At 70.2% G+C, this 17,033-nt stretch carries 11 protein-coding genes and 2 pseudogenes; 7 read left to right on the forward strand and 6 right to left on the reverse strand.

The features are described 5' to 3' along the window. Positions 1–7: 7 nt before the first annotated feature. Together MQV74_RS31515 and MQV74_RS31520 are read left to right on the forward strand one after the other, a co-directional pair. A complete protein-coding gene (locus MQV74_RS31515) occupies positions 8–2,551 on the forward strand; it encodes a RiPP maturation radical SAM C-methyltransferase (RefSeq protein WP_242725540.1) in 2,544 nt (847 codons plus the stop codon). A 41-nt stretch (positions 2,552–2,592) separates the two neighbouring features. Further along, entirely contained in the window at positions 2,593–3,228 is a 636-nt protein-coding gene (locus MQV74_RS31520) for a class I SAM-dependent methyltransferase (protein WP_242725543.1), read from the forward strand. A 123-nt stretch (positions 3,229–3,351) separates the two neighbouring features. On the opposite strand, the gene MQV74_RS31525 is transcribed toward MQV74_RS31520, so the two are convergent. The 3 genes from MQV74_RS31525 to MQV74_RS31535 all read right to left on the reverse strand — a co-directional run bounded on the left by MQV74_RS31525 (position 3,352) and on the right by MQV74_RS31535 (position 6,950). Then, on the reverse strand, positions 3,352–3,747 hold the full coding sequence (locus tag MQV74_RS31525; protein WP_242725546.1) for a TOBE domain-containing protein: 396 nt from the start codon (positions 3,745–3,747) through the stop codon (positions 3,352–3,354). Positions 3,748–3,843: 96 nt separating this feature from the next. Beyond that, positions 3,844–6,261 (reverse strand): ABC transporter permease, encoded by a 2,418-nt coding sequence (locus MQV74_RS31530; RefSeq protein ID WP_242725549.1) that lies wholly within the window; start codon positions 6,259–6,261, stop codon positions 3,844–3,846. Next, entirely contained in the window at positions 6,258–6,950 is a 693-nt protein-coding gene (locus MQV74_RS31535) for an ABC transporter ATP-binding protein (protein WP_242725552.1), read from the reverse strand. Before MQV74_RS31535 ends, MQV74_RS31530 begins: the two co-directional genes overlap by 4 nt. Positions 6,951–7,179: 229 nt before the next feature. Between MQV74_RS31535 and MQV74_RS31540 the strand changes: the two genes are divergently transcribed. The 5 genes and pseudogenes from MQV74_RS31540 (at position 7,180) to MQV74_RS31555 (ending at position 11,743) form a co-directional block, all read left to right on the forward strand. Continuing rightward, a complete protein-coding gene (locus MQV74_RS31540; RefSeq protein ID WP_242725555.1) occupies positions 7,180–8,475 on the forward strand; it encodes a sensor histidine kinase in 1,296 nt (431 codons plus the stop codon). Next, positions 8,472–8,702 (forward strand): annotated as a pseudogene (locus tag MQV74_RS41430) (response regulator transcription factor); the annotation flags it as partial. The gene MQV74_RS31540 and the pseudogene MQV74_RS41430, both read left to right, overlap by 4 nt. Positions 8,703–8,798: 96 nt before the next feature. Beyond that, a complete protein-coding gene (locus MQV74_RS41435; protein WP_441349360.1) occupies positions 8,799–9,422 on the forward strand; it encodes a LuxR C-terminal-related transcriptional regulator in 624 nt (207 codons plus the stop codon). Between the two features lie 230 nt (positions 9,423–9,652). Then, a complete protein-coding gene (locus MQV74_RS31550) occupies positions 9,653–10,291 on the forward strand; it encodes a nuclease-related domain-containing protein (protein ID WP_242725558.1) in 639 nt (212 codons plus the stop codon). Between the two features lie 42 nt (positions 10,292–10,333). Then, positions 10,334–11,743, forward strand: coding sequence for a UvrD-helicase domain-containing protein (locus tag MQV74_RS31555; RefSeq protein WP_242725561.1), 1,410 nt, complete (start codon positions 10,334–10,336; stop codon positions 11,741–11,743). A gap of 54 nt (positions 11,744–11,797) precedes the next feature. On the opposite strand, the pseudogene MQV74_RS31560 reads toward MQV74_RS31555, so the two are convergent. The 3 genes and pseudogenes from MQV74_RS31560 to MQV74_RS31570 form a co-directional block, all read right to left on the reverse strand. Continuing rightward, positions 11,798–11,983: pseudogene (locus tag MQV74_RS31560) on the reverse strand (CorA family divalent cation transporter); the annotation flags it as partial. Between the two features lie 679 nt (positions 11,984–12,662). Continuing rightward, positions 12,663–16,430: a caspase, EACC1-associated type gene (locus MQV74_RS31565; protein WP_242725564.1), complete on the reverse strand. Its 3,768-nt coding sequence runs from the start codon at positions 16,428–16,430 to the stop codon at positions 12,663–12,665. Next, positions 16,427–16,843: an effector-associated constant component EACC1 gene (locus tag MQV74_RS31570; protein ID WP_242725567.1), complete on the reverse strand. Its 417-nt coding sequence runs from the start codon at positions 16,841–16,843 to the stop codon at positions 16,427–16,429. The genes MQV74_RS31565 and MQV74_RS31570 overlap by 4 nt, the downstream gene beginning before the upstream one ends. Positions 16,844–17,033: the final 190 nt, after the last annotated feature.

Consider the following 17,033-nt stretch of genomic DNA (forward strand, 5'->3'; position numbering starts at 1 on the left):
TCACACGGTGCACATCACCCTGGTCAACATGCCCTGGGCCTCGATCGACTTCCCTTCCCTGGCCCTGGGGATCCTCAAGCGACGCGTCACGGACGAGTTCCCGGACAGCCGCGTCGACGTCGTGAACGCCAATCTGGACTACCTCGACTGGATCACCGAGCGGGCCGGGCTCACGCGCGCCGAGTACACCTTCTGCTGGGACTCCTACTTCACCGGGTACAGCGAGTGGATCTTCTCCTCCGCGCTGTACGACGACCCGCGGTGGCGCAACGACGAGTTCGCGGACCTCGTGGCGGGGGCCGTGCCGGGGGACATGCTCAACAAGGGGCGCCACCTGCACGCGCTCGCCCCCGAGTACATCGCCTCGCTCGTCGGCCGCATCCTCGCCGACCGGCCCGACGTCGTCGGCTTCTCCACGACCTTCGCGCAGAACAGCGCCGTGCTCGCCGCGGCCAGGCTCATCAAGGAGGCCGCGCCCGAGGTGTGCGTGGTGCTCGGCGGCGGGAACTGCGACGGCCCGCAGGGCGCCGCGCTCCACCGCGGCTTCCCGTTCGTCGACTACGTCAATCGCGGCGAGGGCGAGGTGTCGTTCACGCGGCTCCTCGCCTGCCTCCGCGACGGGTCGAGCCCCGCGGACATCCCCGGGCTGTGCTGGCGCGACGAAGACGGCACGTCGCACGCCAATGCCATGAGCGCGGCCCCGCTGCCGGCGTCGGCGCTGGTCACCCCGGACTACACGGACTACTTCGAGCAGCACGCGGCCTCCCGCGCCGGAGCCATGGCCGAGCCCCACCTGGTGGTGGAGAGCTCACGCGGCTGCTGGTGGGGGCAGAAGCACCACTGCACCTTCTGCGGGCTCAACGGATCGTTCATGGAATTCCGCAGCAAGAGCCCGGACCGGTTCGTCGACGAACTCCTCGCGATGACGGAACGCCACCGCGTGCTCAACGTCGCCGTGGCGGACAACATCCTCGACATGGCCTATCTGCGGTCGGTGGTCCCGAGGCTCGCGGAGGCCGGGTGCGACCTGCGCATCAGCTACGAGATCAAGTCCAACATGCGCCGCGAGCAGCTCGCCTCCCTCGTCGCCGCCGGGATCCACTACGTGCAGCCCGGCATCGAGAGCCTCAGCGGCCGTGTCCTGAAGCTGATGGACAAGGGCGTGACCGGCTGCCAGAACGTCCGCATGCTGCGGGACGCGGAGTCGGTGAGCCTCGGCGTCGTGTGGAACCACCTCTTCGGCTTCCCGGACGAGACCGAGGAGGACTACGAGTCGGTGATCGACCAGTTCCCCGCCCTCCACCACCTCGCCCCGCCCAACGGAGTCACCCGCATCGCCATCGAACGCTTCAGCCCCTACTTCAACCGCCCGGAACTGGGCTTCGGCGACCTGCGGCCCGCCGCCCACTACGCGGTGATCTACGACCTCCCCGAAGCCGAACTCCGCGACATGGCCTATGTCTTCGACGCGGCGCACCGAGGCATCTCGCCCACGCAGGCGGAGCGCCTGGAGAAGGCCATCGAGGCCTGGCGGCACGAGTTCCCCCGAGGGCGCCTCACGCAGTGCGACCTGACGGACTCCGTCGTCCTGACCAACACCCGGCCCGGCTTCGCCTGGCGCACCCTGCGGATCGAGGAGCCCTGGGAGACGGCCGCGTTCCGGCTCCTGGAACAGCCGTGCACCGACGACGTCCTGCTGAGGAAGCTCCGGGCGGACGACCACGACGTCGACGCGCAGGACGTGGCGGACCTGCTGTCCCGCTGGCGCACGCTGGGCCTGCTCTTCGAGGACGGCGGCCAGACCGTGCACGTCGTACCGTACGCCGCCAACCAGGACCTCATGCGCTGGGTGACCCACGACGGCGGCCCGGCGCTGGTGCCCGCACTGCTCCACGGCCCGGCGGGCCGCGCTCCGGAGGCGGGCGCGGCGACGGCGCTCCGGTGCTGGCGGGAACGCGACGAGGAGACACGCGCGCAGGACGGCATCTTCATGGGGGAGGAGCCGTACGGGGACACCGCTGTGCGCTCCGTCGCGGAGCTGGTCGCGCGGGGCACCCAGCACGTCGCCCTCCCCGGGCCCGTGGTCCTCGGCCGTGGCGGGAGCGGAAGCGACCGGTCGGCGGTCCGAGGGCTCACCCACGTGCGGGAGCTGACGGGACACGGCCTGTCCGTCGACTGGGACCTGGACCTCGGCGGCGAGATCGGAGCATGGCGGCTCTTCAGCCATCTGTACCCCCCGCGTTCGGTGGCCGGTCCCGACGGCGGCGCCGTCCTCGATCAGTGGCGCACCACGTTCCACATGAACAAGTGCGGCTACCGGCGCGGCGTGGGGTTCATCGAAGTCACCGACCTGCGCCACGGAGCGCAGCGGCGCGTCCTCATGCGCAAGGTGAACAAGGAGAAGCTGGCGTCACTCCTGGACGGTGCCCGCGCATCGGACTTCCGGCCGCGGGAGATCGAGGCGTTCCTGGCGTCGGGCCTCGTGCACCGGGTCGGCTCCCTGCTGTGGTGGCTGCCCTCCCGCATCACCCGCTGGCCGGTCGTGGGGTGACGGCCCGCACCGGATCACCGTACGGAGAGGAACCGAGGACCATGCCCCCTGGGAAAGCCGTGCCGCCGCGCTCCCTCAACGCGGCCGAATGGGACCACACGTACGAGTCCGTGGCCGCCCGCTGGGACGAGGAGCCGCCGCCCGTCCTCGGCGATCTCCTCGCCGCGCACGCACCGCCCCCGGCCCGCGTCCTGGACGTCGGCTGCGGGCTCGGCACCACCGCGCGCTGGCTCGCCGCCCGCGGCTACGCCGTGACGGCGTGCGACTTCTCGCCCCGGGCGATCGAGGAGGCCCGCCGCCGCACGCCGGATGGTTCGCCGGTGCGGTACGAGGTCCGTGACGTCACCGGCCCCGCGCCCCCGGACCCGTTCCCGGTGGTCCTCGACCGGGGTGTGCTGCACACCTGCCCCACTGACCGTGAGCGTCGCAGGTTCGCCGCGGCGATGGCCCGGACGTGCGGGCCCGGCGGACTGTGGGTCCACGTCGGGGCCGCCGCGCTCGGCGAGGAGGACGCCCTGGACCAGTCCGGCGGCCCGTCCTGGACCACCGAGGAGACCTTCCGCACCGCGGTGGCCCCGTGGTTCACCGTGCTCGACCTCCGGATCGCCGACTTCGGCGGACAGCCGGGCGTGACGGACTGGCCCGCGCGGTACGCCGTGCTGCGGAGCGAGGCCTGACGGCTGAGGCCTGACGGCTGAGGCCTGACGGCTGAGGCCTGACGCCTGGTGCTTGATGCCGCCGCCGAGGCCCTGGCCGTGGGGTGTGGCCCGGCCCGTGCCGTACGTCGGCGCGCCGGAGCCCTAGCCGCGGTCGACGTGCACGTTCGTCGACTTCACCCGGGCGGTGGCCGTCATGCCCACCTCCAGGCCCAGCTCCTCCACGGCCTCCCGCGTCAGCAGCGACACCAGCCGGTGCGGCCCGGCCTGGATCTCGACCTGGGCCGCCACGTCGCCCAGCTTGATCGCGGTGACGATCCCGGGGAAGGCGTTGCGTACCGAGGTGTGGGAAGCCTCCTCCTCGCCGCTTCCGCCCTGGGCGAGCTCCACGGAGAAGGCGGCCAGGTCCTTACCGTCGATGAGCCGCTTGCCGCCCTCGTCGCGGTGCGTCGCCACCCGGCCCGCGTCCGCCCACCGGCGCGCCGTGTCCGGGCTGACGCCGAGCATCCGTGCCGCCTGACCGATCGTGTATGACTGCATGGTCGTCAAGGTTAGGCCCCCGCGCCGCGGCCCGGCCGGGGGCCCGCACGGCCCCGACCGCGCCCTGCTCACGCCGGGCCACGCGCCGCACCGGTGCTACTCGGTGTGCAGTGCGGCGGCCGTACGGGCCCAGGCCGCCCGGCCCGCCGGGACCAGCGCGCCGAGGACGGCGAGCGCGGCCCCGCCGAGTCCCAGCAGGAGCAGCCGAGCCGGCCCGTACACATCGAGCACCGACGACGGCATGGTGGTGCCCACGGCGTGTGCCATCACCGGCATGACGAGGCGGTGCAGCACGTACCCCACCGGCACGCCCGTCAGCCCGCCGAGCACGCCGATCGCGGTCACCGAGGCGAGCACGAGGTTCACGGTCTGCCGCGGCGTCATGCCGATCGCCTTGCAGACGCCCAGGTCGTGGATGCGTTCCCGGGTGTCGAGGACGACGGAGTTGAGCACGCCGAGGCCGGCCACGACGACCAGCATGAGGGTGAGCAGCACCGCCATCGCGCTCATGAGGAGGATGGCCCCCTCCTGCTGTGCCGGGGGTGCGGTCGTGGCGTCGCCGCCCAGCGGCCGCACCACCGACGCGAGCTTCCGGGCGTAGTCGCCCGCCGAGACGCCGTCCTTCACCGTGACGAGGAACGTGCCGGGCTCGGCCGACGGGAAGTCGGCCATGTCCGCGTGGATCTCCAGCTGATCGCCCGAAGCGTCGAAGGACTCACCCACGATCCTCAAGTCGGCACTCTCTTTTCCGTACGTCACCCGCACGGTGTCGCCGATCTCGGTGCCGGTCCGCTCCAGGAAGCGGGTGGGCACCACGACCTGCCCCTCACCGGTGAGCCAGTGCCCGGAGAGCATCTCGTAGGCGCCGTCACGCGCATCGCCTTCATAGAGGCCGGCCCGGACCGAGCCGGAGATGCCGGCCACGACGACCTCGGTCCGGAGCTTGCCGTAGTACGAGCCCAGGCCGGCCTCGGACTCGATGGCGGACCGCACCTTCGCCGGATCGGCGGCCTTGTTCCCGGACGGGTCCGGCATGCTGTCGCCCACGGGTGTCGGGCTCGCCCCGCCGCCCGCGACGGGAGGTGGCGGTGGGGGAGCGACGGCGTGCGGCTTGACCGTCGTCACCGTGACCGAGGCGCGGCTCTCGGGGTCCTGCGACGTGCTGATCGCGCCCAAGGACGAGGTCAGCCCCACCGCGAAGGTCACCGCGGCCGTGCCGAACGCCACCGCGAGCAGCATCGCGAGAGCACGGACCGGGTGCGTGAAGGGGGTCGCGAGGCCGTAGGTCACCGGTCGCGGAAGCGGCAGCCGCCCGAGCGCCCGGTGCGCCCACCGCCCGCGTCCCGTGCGTGGGGCTCGGCCGGCCGTGAGGGCCTCGACGGTGTGCAGCTTTCCGGCCCGCCGTGCGGGAATCACCGCCGCGAGCGCCACGACGAGCAGAGCGGCGGCGGGTACCGCGGCATCCACCCACCACGCCACCGAGAGGGAGACGCTGCCGTACACCGACTCCGTGTCCGCCAGCAGCGGCACGGCCAGGAGGTTGCCGAGACCGACGCCCACGGCGATGCCGACGCAGGCCGGGATCGCCGCCTGGGCCACGTAGGCACGGACGACCTCGTGCGGGGTGAAGCCGATGGCCTTGAGGATGCCGATCCGGCGCAGACCGGTGCCGACCGCACCGCTGACCACGCTGCTGACGATGATCACCGACATCACGATGCCGAGCACACCGAAAGCCATCACGAACGGGACGGTCGCGGCCGCCCCCTGATCCGCCGCGCGCTTGGTGTCCAGCCAGGACCGCGTACCGAGGAGTGCCCCGGGGCCCGTGGCGGAGGCCAGCCTCGCCCGGGCGACGCGGACCTGCTGTTCCGTGTCCGCGGATTCGAAGCGGTAGAGCATCTGACGCGTGCGGGGGAGGCCCTGCGACGCCACCGCGTCGACCTGCGCCGGGGTCGCCCATGCGTCGGCGGTCCCGCTGGTCGACAGGGCGAAGCCGACGACCGTGAGGGTCGTGGCGTGCGCGGTGCCCGACGTTCTGAGGGGGGAGCCGATCTCGACGGCGGGCCCCTCGAACTCCGTGCTGAGCACGATCTCGCCCGGCTTCCGCACCCACCGGCCGGACTTCAGCTCCACCCGGTCCACGGCACCGTCCGCACCGGACCGCCCCACCAGGCTCAGCGTCGGAAGGCGGAAGCCCGTCCGATCCACCGGGCGGAACGCCGTGGAGGAGTACGGCCCCGCGCTCGCGGCGACGCCGTCCAGTTCGCCGGTCTCCGCCAGCTTCGCCGCGCTCACCTCGGCCGGATCGAACTGTGCGGTGAGGTGCGCGCCCCGCTGCCGCGCGAAGGCGTGGTCGAAGGGCGCGGACGCGGCGATCATCAGGGAACCGGCGACCACGGCCGAAGCCACGGCCGTCATCGTGGCGATGGCGATCACGACGGTCTGCACGCGCCGTCGGCTCACCCCGGAGCGCACGATCCGGCGCAGGGCGCCGTTGCCGAGCGGGCTCATCGGACGGCCCGCGCATGGGTGTCGAGGGTGAGGTGACCGTCGACCAGGTGGATCGTGCGGCTCGCGACCGCCCCCGCCAGCGACAGGTCGTGCGTCACCAGCACGATGGTCTGGCCACCGCGGTGCAGGTCCGTCAGGAGGTCGCGGACGTCGTGGCCCGAGGCGGTGTCGAGCGCACCGGTGGGCTCGTCGGCGAGCAGCAGCTCGGGCCGGTTGACCAACGCCCGGGCGACACCGACCCGCTGGCGTTCACCCCCGGACAGGCGGCCCGGACAGGCGCGGGCGTGCTGCTGGATTCCCAGCATCTCCATGAGTTCACCCGCGCGGGACGCCGCCTCGCGCCGTCCGACCCCGGTCAACCGGGCAGGGAGCTGGATGTTGTCGCTGACGGTGAGGTCGTCGAGAAGGTGGAAGAACTGGAAGGCCATGCCGATGTGCGCGCGACGGAACCTGGCGAGGGCGTGCTCGCTCAACCGGTCGATCCGCCTCCCGGCCACGATCACGGCACCGTCGGTCGGTCTGTCCAGGCCGGAGACGAGGTTCAGCAGCGTGGACTTGCCACTGCCGGAAGGACCCGTCACGGCAAGGGCCTCCCCCTTGGCGACGCTGAGCGTGAGCGGACCGAGCACCGGCGCACCGGTGCCGTCGTAGCGCTTGGCCACACCCTTCAGTTGGATCAGCTGAGTCATGCGAGAGGCCCGTCCTTGTGGTCTTGCGGTCGCGAGAGGCACATGCCGTGGTCGGCCCGGTGAATCTAGGGGCCGCTACCGGAGGGGCGCGTCGGCCGCGGAACCGAGATCACCCCCTTCCTCCGGACGATCCGGCCGCGGACTCCTCCCCGAGAACGAGGACCTGCGGAGGATGCCCTGGCCGGGCAGGCGGACGCGGGTGGGGCGCGGAGCTCAGCACAATGGGCGGATGGAGACGGAACACCGGCGCGGCAGGCGGCAGCAGCTCATCGACGCGCTCCGCCCCGAGGCGAAGGCCGCCCCGCTGCCCGGGCGGGCGGTGCGCGCCGATGTGGTGCTGGCGATCGTCCTGACCGTCATCGCCGTGTTCGTCGCGGTGCGCTATCCCGGCGACGGGCCGGTGGCCCCCGACCCACCCACGATCGACGCCGGCACCGGGGTCCCGGCCCCGCCGCCGCCCGGTCCCGATCAGGCACCCGTGGCGGAAGACCTTCCTCCAGTGCCTTGGACCCTGGTCCTCCTGTCGACCCTGCCGCTCGTGCTCCGGCGCCGCTACCCGCTGGCCGTCTTCGCGACCGTGCTCGGCGCGAGCCTGGCCATCGGCAGCTCCGCCTCCTGGATCACCCTCCTGACCTGCGTCATCGCCGCCTACAGCGCCGTCGTGCACAGCCGGCACCAGATCGTGGCGATCACCGTCCTGGTGGTCGCCGCTGTGCTGTCCGGCGTCGTCTTCCGTCACGCGGACCCGGTGGTCCCGGGGTGGTCCAGTCCGGGTTTCGTGCTGCTGGTGTCCGGGATGCTGGCCAGTCTCGTCCGCCTCCTGCACCTACGACTGGCGTCCAGCAGGCAACGGGTCACCGAACTGCAGCAGGCTCAGGAACAGGCCATGCGCCGGGCCGTTGAGGAAGAGCGCGCCCGCATCGCCGCCGAACTGCACGACGTCGTCACGCACAATGTGAGCGTGATGGTGATCCAGGCGGGCGCGGCGCGCACAGTGATGGATGTGATGCCGGAGCAGTCCAAGGAGGCACTGCTGGCCGTCGAGGCGGGCGGCCGGGCCGCCATGGCGGAACTGCGCCATGTGATGGGCCTGTTGGCGGCCGCGGACCACGAGAGGCCCGACGGCCTGGAGCCCCAGCCCGGGCTCGCGCAGCTCGACGCGCTGGTCGCTCGGGTACGCGCTGCCGGGACGCCCGTGCGCGTCGCGCTGTCGCTGCCGCCGCAACCGCTGCCACCGGGCGTGGACCTCGCGGCGTACCGCGTCGTGCAGGAGGCGCTGACCAACACCCTCAAACACGCGCGCGGCGCGGAGGCGTCCCTGTCCATCGACTACACCGACACCAGTCTGCGGATCGAGGTCACGGACACGGGTGGCGTGCGGGGTTCCGCACCGGTGGAGAGCAACGGCCGTGGCCACCTGGGGTTGCGCGAGCGACTGGCGGTCTATGACGGCGAGCTGACGGCCGGTCCGACACGCACCGGCGGCTACCGGGTCACGGCCCGCATCCCGAGGAGCGCGGAATGACAGCGGACAAGCCGCCGCTGCGCGTGGTCATCGCGGACGACCAGGCCCTCGTGCGCACCGGATTCAGGATGATTCTGGCCGCGGACGGCATCGAGGTGACCGCCGAGGCGGCTGACGGGGCCGAGGCCGTCGCAGCGGTCCGCCGCACGCGCCCCGACGTCGTCCTCATGGACATCCGGATGCCGCAGATGGACGGCATCGAGGCCACCCGGCGCATCCTCGGCAGCGGCCCCCGGGAGACCCGGCGTATGCCGGGCGGTGAGGGTCCGCAGGAGACCTGGCGCAGCCTGGGCGGTGGCCGTCCGCAGGAAGTCCCGCGCAGCCTGGGTGGTGACGGTTCGCGGGAAACCCTGCGCATGCCGGGCGGTGAGGGTCCGCAGGAGACCTGGCGCAGCCTGGGTGGTGGCCGTCCGCAGGAAGTCCCGCGCAGCCCGGGCGGTGACGGCTCGCGGGAAACCCCGCGCATGCTGGGTGGTGACGGCCCGCAGGAGACCCGGGTCATCATCCTCACCACCTACGACCTCGACCACTACGTCTACGCCGCGCTCACGGCCGGTGCCAGCGGCTTCCTGCTCAAGGACGTCTCCCCGGAACACCTGGTGGCCGCCCTGCGCCTGGTGCGGTCCGGCGACGCCCTCCTCGCCCCCACGATCACCCGCCGCCTGATCGAACGCTTCGCCGGGCATGACGAACCCCGGACCGACGCCCCGCACCGCGATCTGTCCGCCCTGACCACGCGGGAACTCGAGGTACTGCGCCTCCTCGCGACGGGCCTCAGCAACGCCGAACTCGCCACCCGGCTCTCGCTCAGCCCGACCACGATCAAGACCCACGTCGGCCGCATCCTGTCGAAGCTGGACCTGCGCGACCGTGTCCAGGCCGTCGTCCTCGCCTACGAGACGGGACTGATCGCCCCGGGAGGGAGCGCCCCGAGCACGGCCAAGTGACCGAGCACGGGGCCGAATGCCGACGGCAGCGCCCCGACGCACCCGCGCGCGCTCGCCGTGCATGAGGTGAGCGCCCTCAAGCGACTCCGTCACCACCACCAACCGGCCTCCCCGTTGTGCCGACGAGGGTGGAGGCGAGGACGACGGACTCCGGCTTGGCGATTGTGTGCCCTCCCGCTCAAGTCGCGGACCGTCCTACGATCGCTGCTCCGCGAATGAGGGGGCTGGGCATGGCAGCAGGCGGGTCGGCGTCGCGACGGGCGCAGGAGGCACGACGGCAGGAACGGCAGCTGCGTGAACAGTGGCAGGCTGCCCGCCGACAGGCGCGTCAGTGGGAAGCCGCGAGTGAGGGTGAACGCCGTGTCGCTGCCCAGCTGTTGGTGCGCACTGAACGTGGGTGGCGCCTGCTCGTGGATCGCCGGTGGCCGGGGACGCGTTCCGCCAATGTGGACATGCTGCTGGTGGGCCCCGGCGGGGTCTTCGTCGTCGACGTAAAGAACTGGGTTTCTGCTGCGGAGACTTCAGGCGGCAAGCTGCGTGCCGGGGGCGAGCCGCGCGATGAGCACGTGGCGAAACTCCTGGCCGTGACCAAGACCGCTGAAGGCGCGGTTGCTTCCCTTGGCCTGTCTCCGGTGGCAGTGCAGCCGCTCATGGTCTTTGCGGGGCAGCGGATCAACGCCGGGATCGGCAGGGTCCGGCTGCTGGGCGAACACGAGATCGGCCCCGCACTGCTGTCGGAGCGTCGGAGGCTGCCCACGGAATCGGTCCGCGTGATAGCCGATCATCTGGAGCGATTCTTCCCCGACTACGAGGGGTCGGCGGTCGGGAAGACGGCGCAGCCGCTCTCGGTGTGCCCTCAACAGGATTAATCCGACGGCCTGTTCGACCTGGCCGGTCTACGGGATGCCGCTATGGTGGAGGCGCTTCAGGCCCCCATCGAGCAGTGGATGACGTTCCTCCACCCCGATCAGGTCGCGCTGGTACGCCGCAACTGGTCGGGCCCGGCACGCATCAGTGGCCCCGCGGGAACGGGCAAGACGGTCGTCGGCCTCCACCGCGCGGCCCATCTCGCCCGACGCGCCGGCGGCCGGATTCTGTACGTCACCTTCGCCAACAACCTGCCCCGGGTGCAGGGCACGTTCCTCAAGGCAATGTCCCCGGCCGTCGCGGATCGGGTGGACTTCCGCAGCCTGCACTCCTGGGCCCAGGAGTTCCTGCAGGAGCGCGGCGTCCAGGTCCGGCTGCACGGAGACAAAGCCATGACCGCCTTCAGCTTGGCCTGGAAGCACGTGGGCCGCGACAGCTGCCTGGCGGAGATCGACCCGGCTCCGGGTTACTGGCGCGAGGAGATCGACTACGTCATCAAGGGCCGCGGCATCACCGCTTTCGAGGAGTACGCGGCCGTGCCCCGGCGCCGCCGCAGGGCGACCTTGCGGCGTCCGCACCGGCAGGCCGTGTGGGCGCTGCTCGAGGAGTACGAGTCCTTACGAGTGGAGCGCGGCGTACACGATTTCAACGACGTGCTCACCCTTGCGCTGGCAGAGGCGACACGGCGCACGGACGGGCCGCGATATGCGGCGGTGATCGTTGACGAGGTCCAGGACCTCACCCTCGTCGGGGTCCGACTCCTGCACGCCCTGGTCGGCGATGTTCCCAACGGGCTGCTGCTCGTCGGAGACGGTCAACAGGCCGTCTACCCAGGTGGGTTCCGCCTTGCCGATGCCGGCATCGACGTCCGTGGCGACCGGGGACAAGTCCTGCACACCAACTACCGCAACAGCAAGCAGATCCTCGACATAGCCCTTGCTGTCGTCGCCGATGACTCCTTTGATGACATCGACGGCCTGCGCACACCCGGCCGCCGGGACGTCGATCTCACCTACCACGACGGACAGGTGGTCCGCGTCACGAAGCCGAGCCTGGCGGAACACGACCAGGCGCTCGTGGACGCACTGCGCGGCCTGCCTGACGGAGCCCGGGCGGACACCGCAGTGCTGTGCCCCTCCAGGCGTGCCATCGACCACTATCAGCGGCTGCTCAGCAGGGAGGAGATCCCGGTCTGCCTGTTGGAGCACTATGACGGCCGCCCTGTCGACGCGGTCAAACTGGGCACCTACCGCAGGGCCAAGGGGCTGGAGTTCAAGCGGGTATTTCTTCCCCAGCACGATGCCGCCCTGCCGAGCGGTGCGCTGTCCGGCGGCCCCGGGGCCCCTGAGAAGCCCGAAACAGTATGTGAACGCGAAGAGCTGTTGCGCAGCCAGCTCTTCGTGGCGATGACCCGGGCCCGGGACGTGCTGTGGCTGGGCAGTGTGGATCGGTAGGAGTACCCAGAACGCCCGGGCACGGATTCTGTTGTCTCCATTCGAACGACAGCCCTACAGCCAGTCCCGCCGCTTGAAGATGAAGTACAAGCTCACACACACCACACCCATCAGCCCGATCGCGAACGGATACCCGAAGGTCCAGCTCAGTTCCGGCATGGTGTCGAAGTTCATGCCGTAGATGGTGCCGACCAGCGTGGGAGCAAACAGGATGGCGGCCCAGGAGGAGATCTTCTTGAAGTCGTCACCCTCGGGGCGCTGACCTGCAGCAATCTGGTGGTTGGACAACCTGACCTGCGCCGGTGATCGTTTCCGGTGCTTTCGTCGTAATGCTGGTTTGTGCGGTCGAGTCTCACCAGCCGCTCCCCCAACGGGTCGTGTTCTCCCCAGATTCTCCCCAGGGGAGCGGCGGTCAGTGGGACCGAGAGAGCGATACGGAGCCTGCTCGGAGATGGCTCAGCCGTCACCCAAGGTATCGGCGATGCTGTCGAGTCACAGGGGTAAGAGAGGCTAGACGCGCGGCTGGTCCGGGGCGTGCTGCCCGTGGTGGCTCACGCAACCGACAAGACGTCCGGGGGCCGAGGAGGAGCGCCGGTAGCAGCTGAACCTACAACCTCTTCGTCCCGAATGAGGTTCGGTTGGCGTCGGGGCCAGGTGGTTTGGTGTCTTTCCTGGTCAGTGCGTTGAGGTCGGGCGGTCTCGGGTGGTCCGGAAGGGGATTGGGGAGTGGGCTGGCTCCCAGCTGGCTCCCGGGAATCGGACGGCAGTTGTGGTGTGTTAGGTCGGTCCGTCCCGCTAGGTGACTCGAAGGGCTGGAATGGCACGGCCTTTCGTGGCGTCCAGCTGCAGGGTGTGCGGGCTCCGCGGGGCGGGCGTGTGGAGGGCGAGTGCCGCGCCGGATCATGGCACGGGCCAGAGCTCATCCCCGCCGTTCGTCTGTCTCGTACAGCCTCCAAGCTGGCCATCGAACGGCTTCGACTTCTCCGTGCTCACTGCCCAGCAGGTTGCGTCGGTGCAGCATGAGCCGAAGATGGCGAGCCGCGTCGGAGCCCTCGTCGATTCCCCTGTCGAGTAGTACGGCCCTCGGTGTGGTGGCACCGACGCCTCCCACCAGAGCGTCCACCGAATGTCCGTGAACGGTCTCGCCCAGCGTGACGGCGGCTTCCTCCGTACGGGAGAGAATCCGGCACAGGCGTTTGAGCAGCACATCGTCACCTCCGCCACCGAGGGGTACGCCGTTCCGCTCCGCGGCCTCCAGCAGCGCTGCGCCCACGCCACCCCGCTTCCGCCAGAGCTCCTTGTCCCCCACCACTATGAGATGGCCACGTGCCCGAGTGATGGCGACGTTCCACAGGTTCAGCTGTCCACCGATCCACTCGACGGCGCCAGGATGCATGCCTTCGCCAGCGACGAGCGAGAACACCATGACATCGCGTTCTCCACCCTGGAAGGTGTGCACGGTTCCGATGCGTAGGCGCTCCTCGTCGTATGTCCGCAGCCGCTTGCGCAGCGCTTCGGCCTGCGCTGTGAAGGGAGTGACAACGCCGACGGTGGCATCGGACGGGAGCTGTTCCAGTAGATAGCGGACGCTGTCTTGCACTTTGCGGATCTCGTCCTCGTTGACCCAGGAGCCGCCGAACGGAGGGCGGGCGGCCCGCCCAGTCACATCCGTCCAGATGACAGCCGGGCGATGAGCCAGAGCAGGTCGGCCGCGGGTATCGGTGAGGACGGTCAGCCCGCCGTCGTAGAAGAAGTTGTTGGAGATCCCGGCGATGTGCGGATGACAGCGGAAGTGCTCATCGAGAAGCAATGTGCCGCCCGCGGACTGCTCGGCCGCGTGGAAGGCTGAGTGGCGCCGGTAGGCGAGGTGGTGCTTCTCCAACCAGTCGGACCGCAGCCCATTCCCGCGCCGGATGAGAGCCTCACGGTGCGGGCTGGTCTGCGTGATGTGCGTTAGCTGCATGGGGTCGCCGATGACCAGGGCGCGCTGCGCCCGGAACAGCAGCGGCACAACGTGGGGGATGGCGCACTGACTGGCCTCGTCGACGACGACGAGATCGAACAGGGCCGGGCCCAGTGGGAACCGCCGGGCGGAAAGACTGGTGACAGCCCATCCGGCCACGGCAGGCGTGTCCGTGGAACCGTTCGAGCGACCCAGAATTCTCCGCATCTGCGGCCAGTCACTCCGTTTGCCGTCCCGAGCCGCCAACAGGTCGAGAATGCGGCGGCGTCCGGCCCACGCAGCGGCTTGGACCGTTGTGGCGAGGAGCGTGTGCGAAGCGTCCTGGACGGTGCTCTCCGCATCATGGAGAGTCCGCGTGAGTGCTGTGTCATCAACGGCCGCCGCTTGCTCGTGCCCGTCACGCCAGTCCGCCTCGGCCGCGGCGAAGCCAGCAAGCGCGAGGCATCCCGTGGCGGGATCACCGGCGTGTCCCTTCAGCCCGGTCGTGCGCAGGAATCGGGATCGGCGCCACGATCCGAAGAAGCGCGCGTGGGCGAGGCGGAGTGCCTTGGTCTCCAGCTCCCTTGGCCGGGGTGTGCCAATGAGCAGGTCTTGGAGTTCGGTGACGGTGCTTCCGAGCTGTTCCGCGTAATGGGCACGGGCTTCGCCTGCCTGGTGAAGCCGCGCCTCGGTCTCCGCGAGGTGTGCCAGACCTTGCCGTACTTCTGACAGGCGGTCGGTGGCCAACGCGGTGGCCATGGATGCCGTGGCCACGGTGGTGGGCGGCTCTGGGCCGGTACGCAGCGCGTGCAGCGCGGCCGCCTCGTGCTCCGCGTTGCTCTTGCCGCTCTTCCTCGCCGAGCCGGTGCGCACGACACTGCCGGGCACCAGCTTGTCGCAGCGGCGCCAGACCTCGTCCACGGCGTCGTTGTTGGTCGATGCGACCAGTACGGTCTGACCTGCCGCAATTGCCGTGGCCACGAGATTGGCGACCAGCTGACTCTTGCCGGTGCCGGGCGGGCCCGTGGCCACTGTGAGGCGGCGTGTCATGGCGGACCGGAGAATCGCCGTCTGGGCTTCGTTGCAGGGCAGTGGCGTTACGAGGTTCGCCGGTTCGGGGCTGGTGTGGGCGTGGGACCGGGCTCGCTGCGAGGCGTCGGGCGCCAGGGCACCGAGGGCGGTCTGCCCGATCTGGTTTGTCTGGTCGGCGATGCCGGCGAAGTCGTTGAGCAGCCCCTTTGTGAAGCCCGTCTGAGGGCGTGACGCGAACAGAACTGCGGTGTTGCGGGCCCCATGGCCGGGAGTTCGGACGTCGATACGGTCGGCGAGCTGGTCGGGACGGAGCTCCTGTACACACGGCAGCTCGAACTCCTGCGTGAGGAGATTGCGCACCTCCACCGCCATACGGTCGTGCTGTCCTCGATGCCAGGACGGCTGAAACGTGTCGATGAGCTGGTTGGCCTCTTCCTCGCCCAGCCAGTCGAGCGCCAGCTGAGGATGCGGCTGGACCGGGCCGTACGGCTTGAGCCGCACCTCGCCCTCGTCCTGGACGATCTCGACCCGACGTACCAGCAGGGGGGCGAACTTCGGCTGCCGCCAGGGGCGCCCGGTGCGTGGCCCGGTGAGGACCACAGCCGGGTAACCCGCCCAGAGCTCGGCGTCCTCCTCGGATGCCGAGTCCACGAGCGGGGCCGCTTCCTCGGGGAGAGCTATACAGCCGTCGTCGTCGACGTCACCGGAGATGAATCTCTCCGCGTCGGCCAGGCATACGTACGACGCGTCCTGACGGCTCACGTCCATCAGAGGTGTCTCGGCGCTCTCGGCCAAGACGCACTCGCGGTAGTAGTCCAGCAGGTTGGCCCAGCTGGGCTGTGTGTGTGCGGATTTCGCGACACGGGCTTGTGCCGCATCGCCAGCAACGGGCCGGGGCCGAGAGCTCAGAGGATCGAGGATGGGAGCTCGGCCGAAGGGGCTGTCCGCGATGACGATGCGGTCATCGACGCCGTGTGTGGACTGCACCGGCACCTGACGCCCGCCGTCCTGGGCACGCATGCGTCGGTTTACGTAGTGGAACAGGTCGCTGACCGTCACAGCGCTGCCGCCGTCCTTGCTGACCTTCCCCGTGCGCAGCGCCTCGACGACCTCGCCGGTGAACGCCGACGGCTTCACGTCATCGCCGCCGCCCGTGTCCGCGAACGAGTCCTCCCCGGCCCGCGAGGACGACAGGACGTACACGCCCCTGCTGGTCAACGGCGGCTGCTCGCCGGACTTGGACACGGAGTTCTCGGCCCGCCGGTCCGACGTGCGCAGGCCCACGGCGAAACCGCCGCTGCGGCAGCAGTCGATCATCACGATCTTCTGCGGCGCGACACACTCCTCCAGCGCGTCGTTGAGGAACCCGGCGCTGACGCCGGTCGCGGCCACTCGATCGTAATCGGTGTCTTTGGCGACGAAGTGGAACTCGCCGCCGTCGCGTACGGTGCGTACGCCGTGGCCTGAGACGTATACGAGCGCTAGTTCGTCCTCGTCGCGCTCCTGGAGGAACTCACCGATGACCGCCCGCATGTCATCGGCGGTGAGATCGGAATTGGTCTGGATGGAGACGAAGTTGCCGATGTTGCGGTGCTTCAGCACCTGGGCAAGTCCCCACAGGTCTGCTCGTACGGAGGCCAGCGGTGAGAAGCGGCCGTCGTCGTAGTTCTCGTTGCCGATCAGGAGAGCCCGGCGTTTATGGAAGCGGGTCATGCTGCGTCGTCATCCGGTTCGGGACCGTCGCTGCCGACGATCCGGTCTTGGAAATCACGGACCATACGCTCCTGCGTGGCGTCCGGACGTCCGGTGATCTCGATGGAGTCGCCCCCCACCGTGACCACGACCTTGCGGTGCCGTTCCTTGGCGCACCATTCCTTGATCAGAGTGATCAGGACCTGGGACGCCGGGCGGGCGACGGCAGCGGAGCCGACGGCCCAGAGAGCCACCTCGCCCACGCCAGCACCCTTATGACCTCGTTCGGTGGGCTCGTCGGCATCGTGGAAACCGACGACGAGACCATCCGTCCTGTTCAGAGTGTCGTGTAGATCCCGGGTGAGACGCTCCTGCCGGAGTGTGTCACCGCCTGTGGGCACGGCAAGTGTCCATGGCGTTCCCCCGTTGTACATGTACTGCTCCTTGTGTTCGCGTATGTGCTTGCCCCGCCTGTCCGGCGACTTTGACACGCGGGCCTCTGCAAGAGACAGCCGAGGGCGAACGGGAGGGACAGCATCCGGCCACCTCTGAGCGCCGGAAGAGAGGTGGCCGACCTGACTGACGAGACTCAGCGCCTACGGGATCCTGCAGCTCGTGGAGACG

It is taken from the genome of Streptomyces sp. AN091965, assembly GCF_022698285.1.
GTDB lineage: Bacteria > Actinomycetota > Actinomycetes > Streptomycetales > Streptomycetaceae > Streptomyces.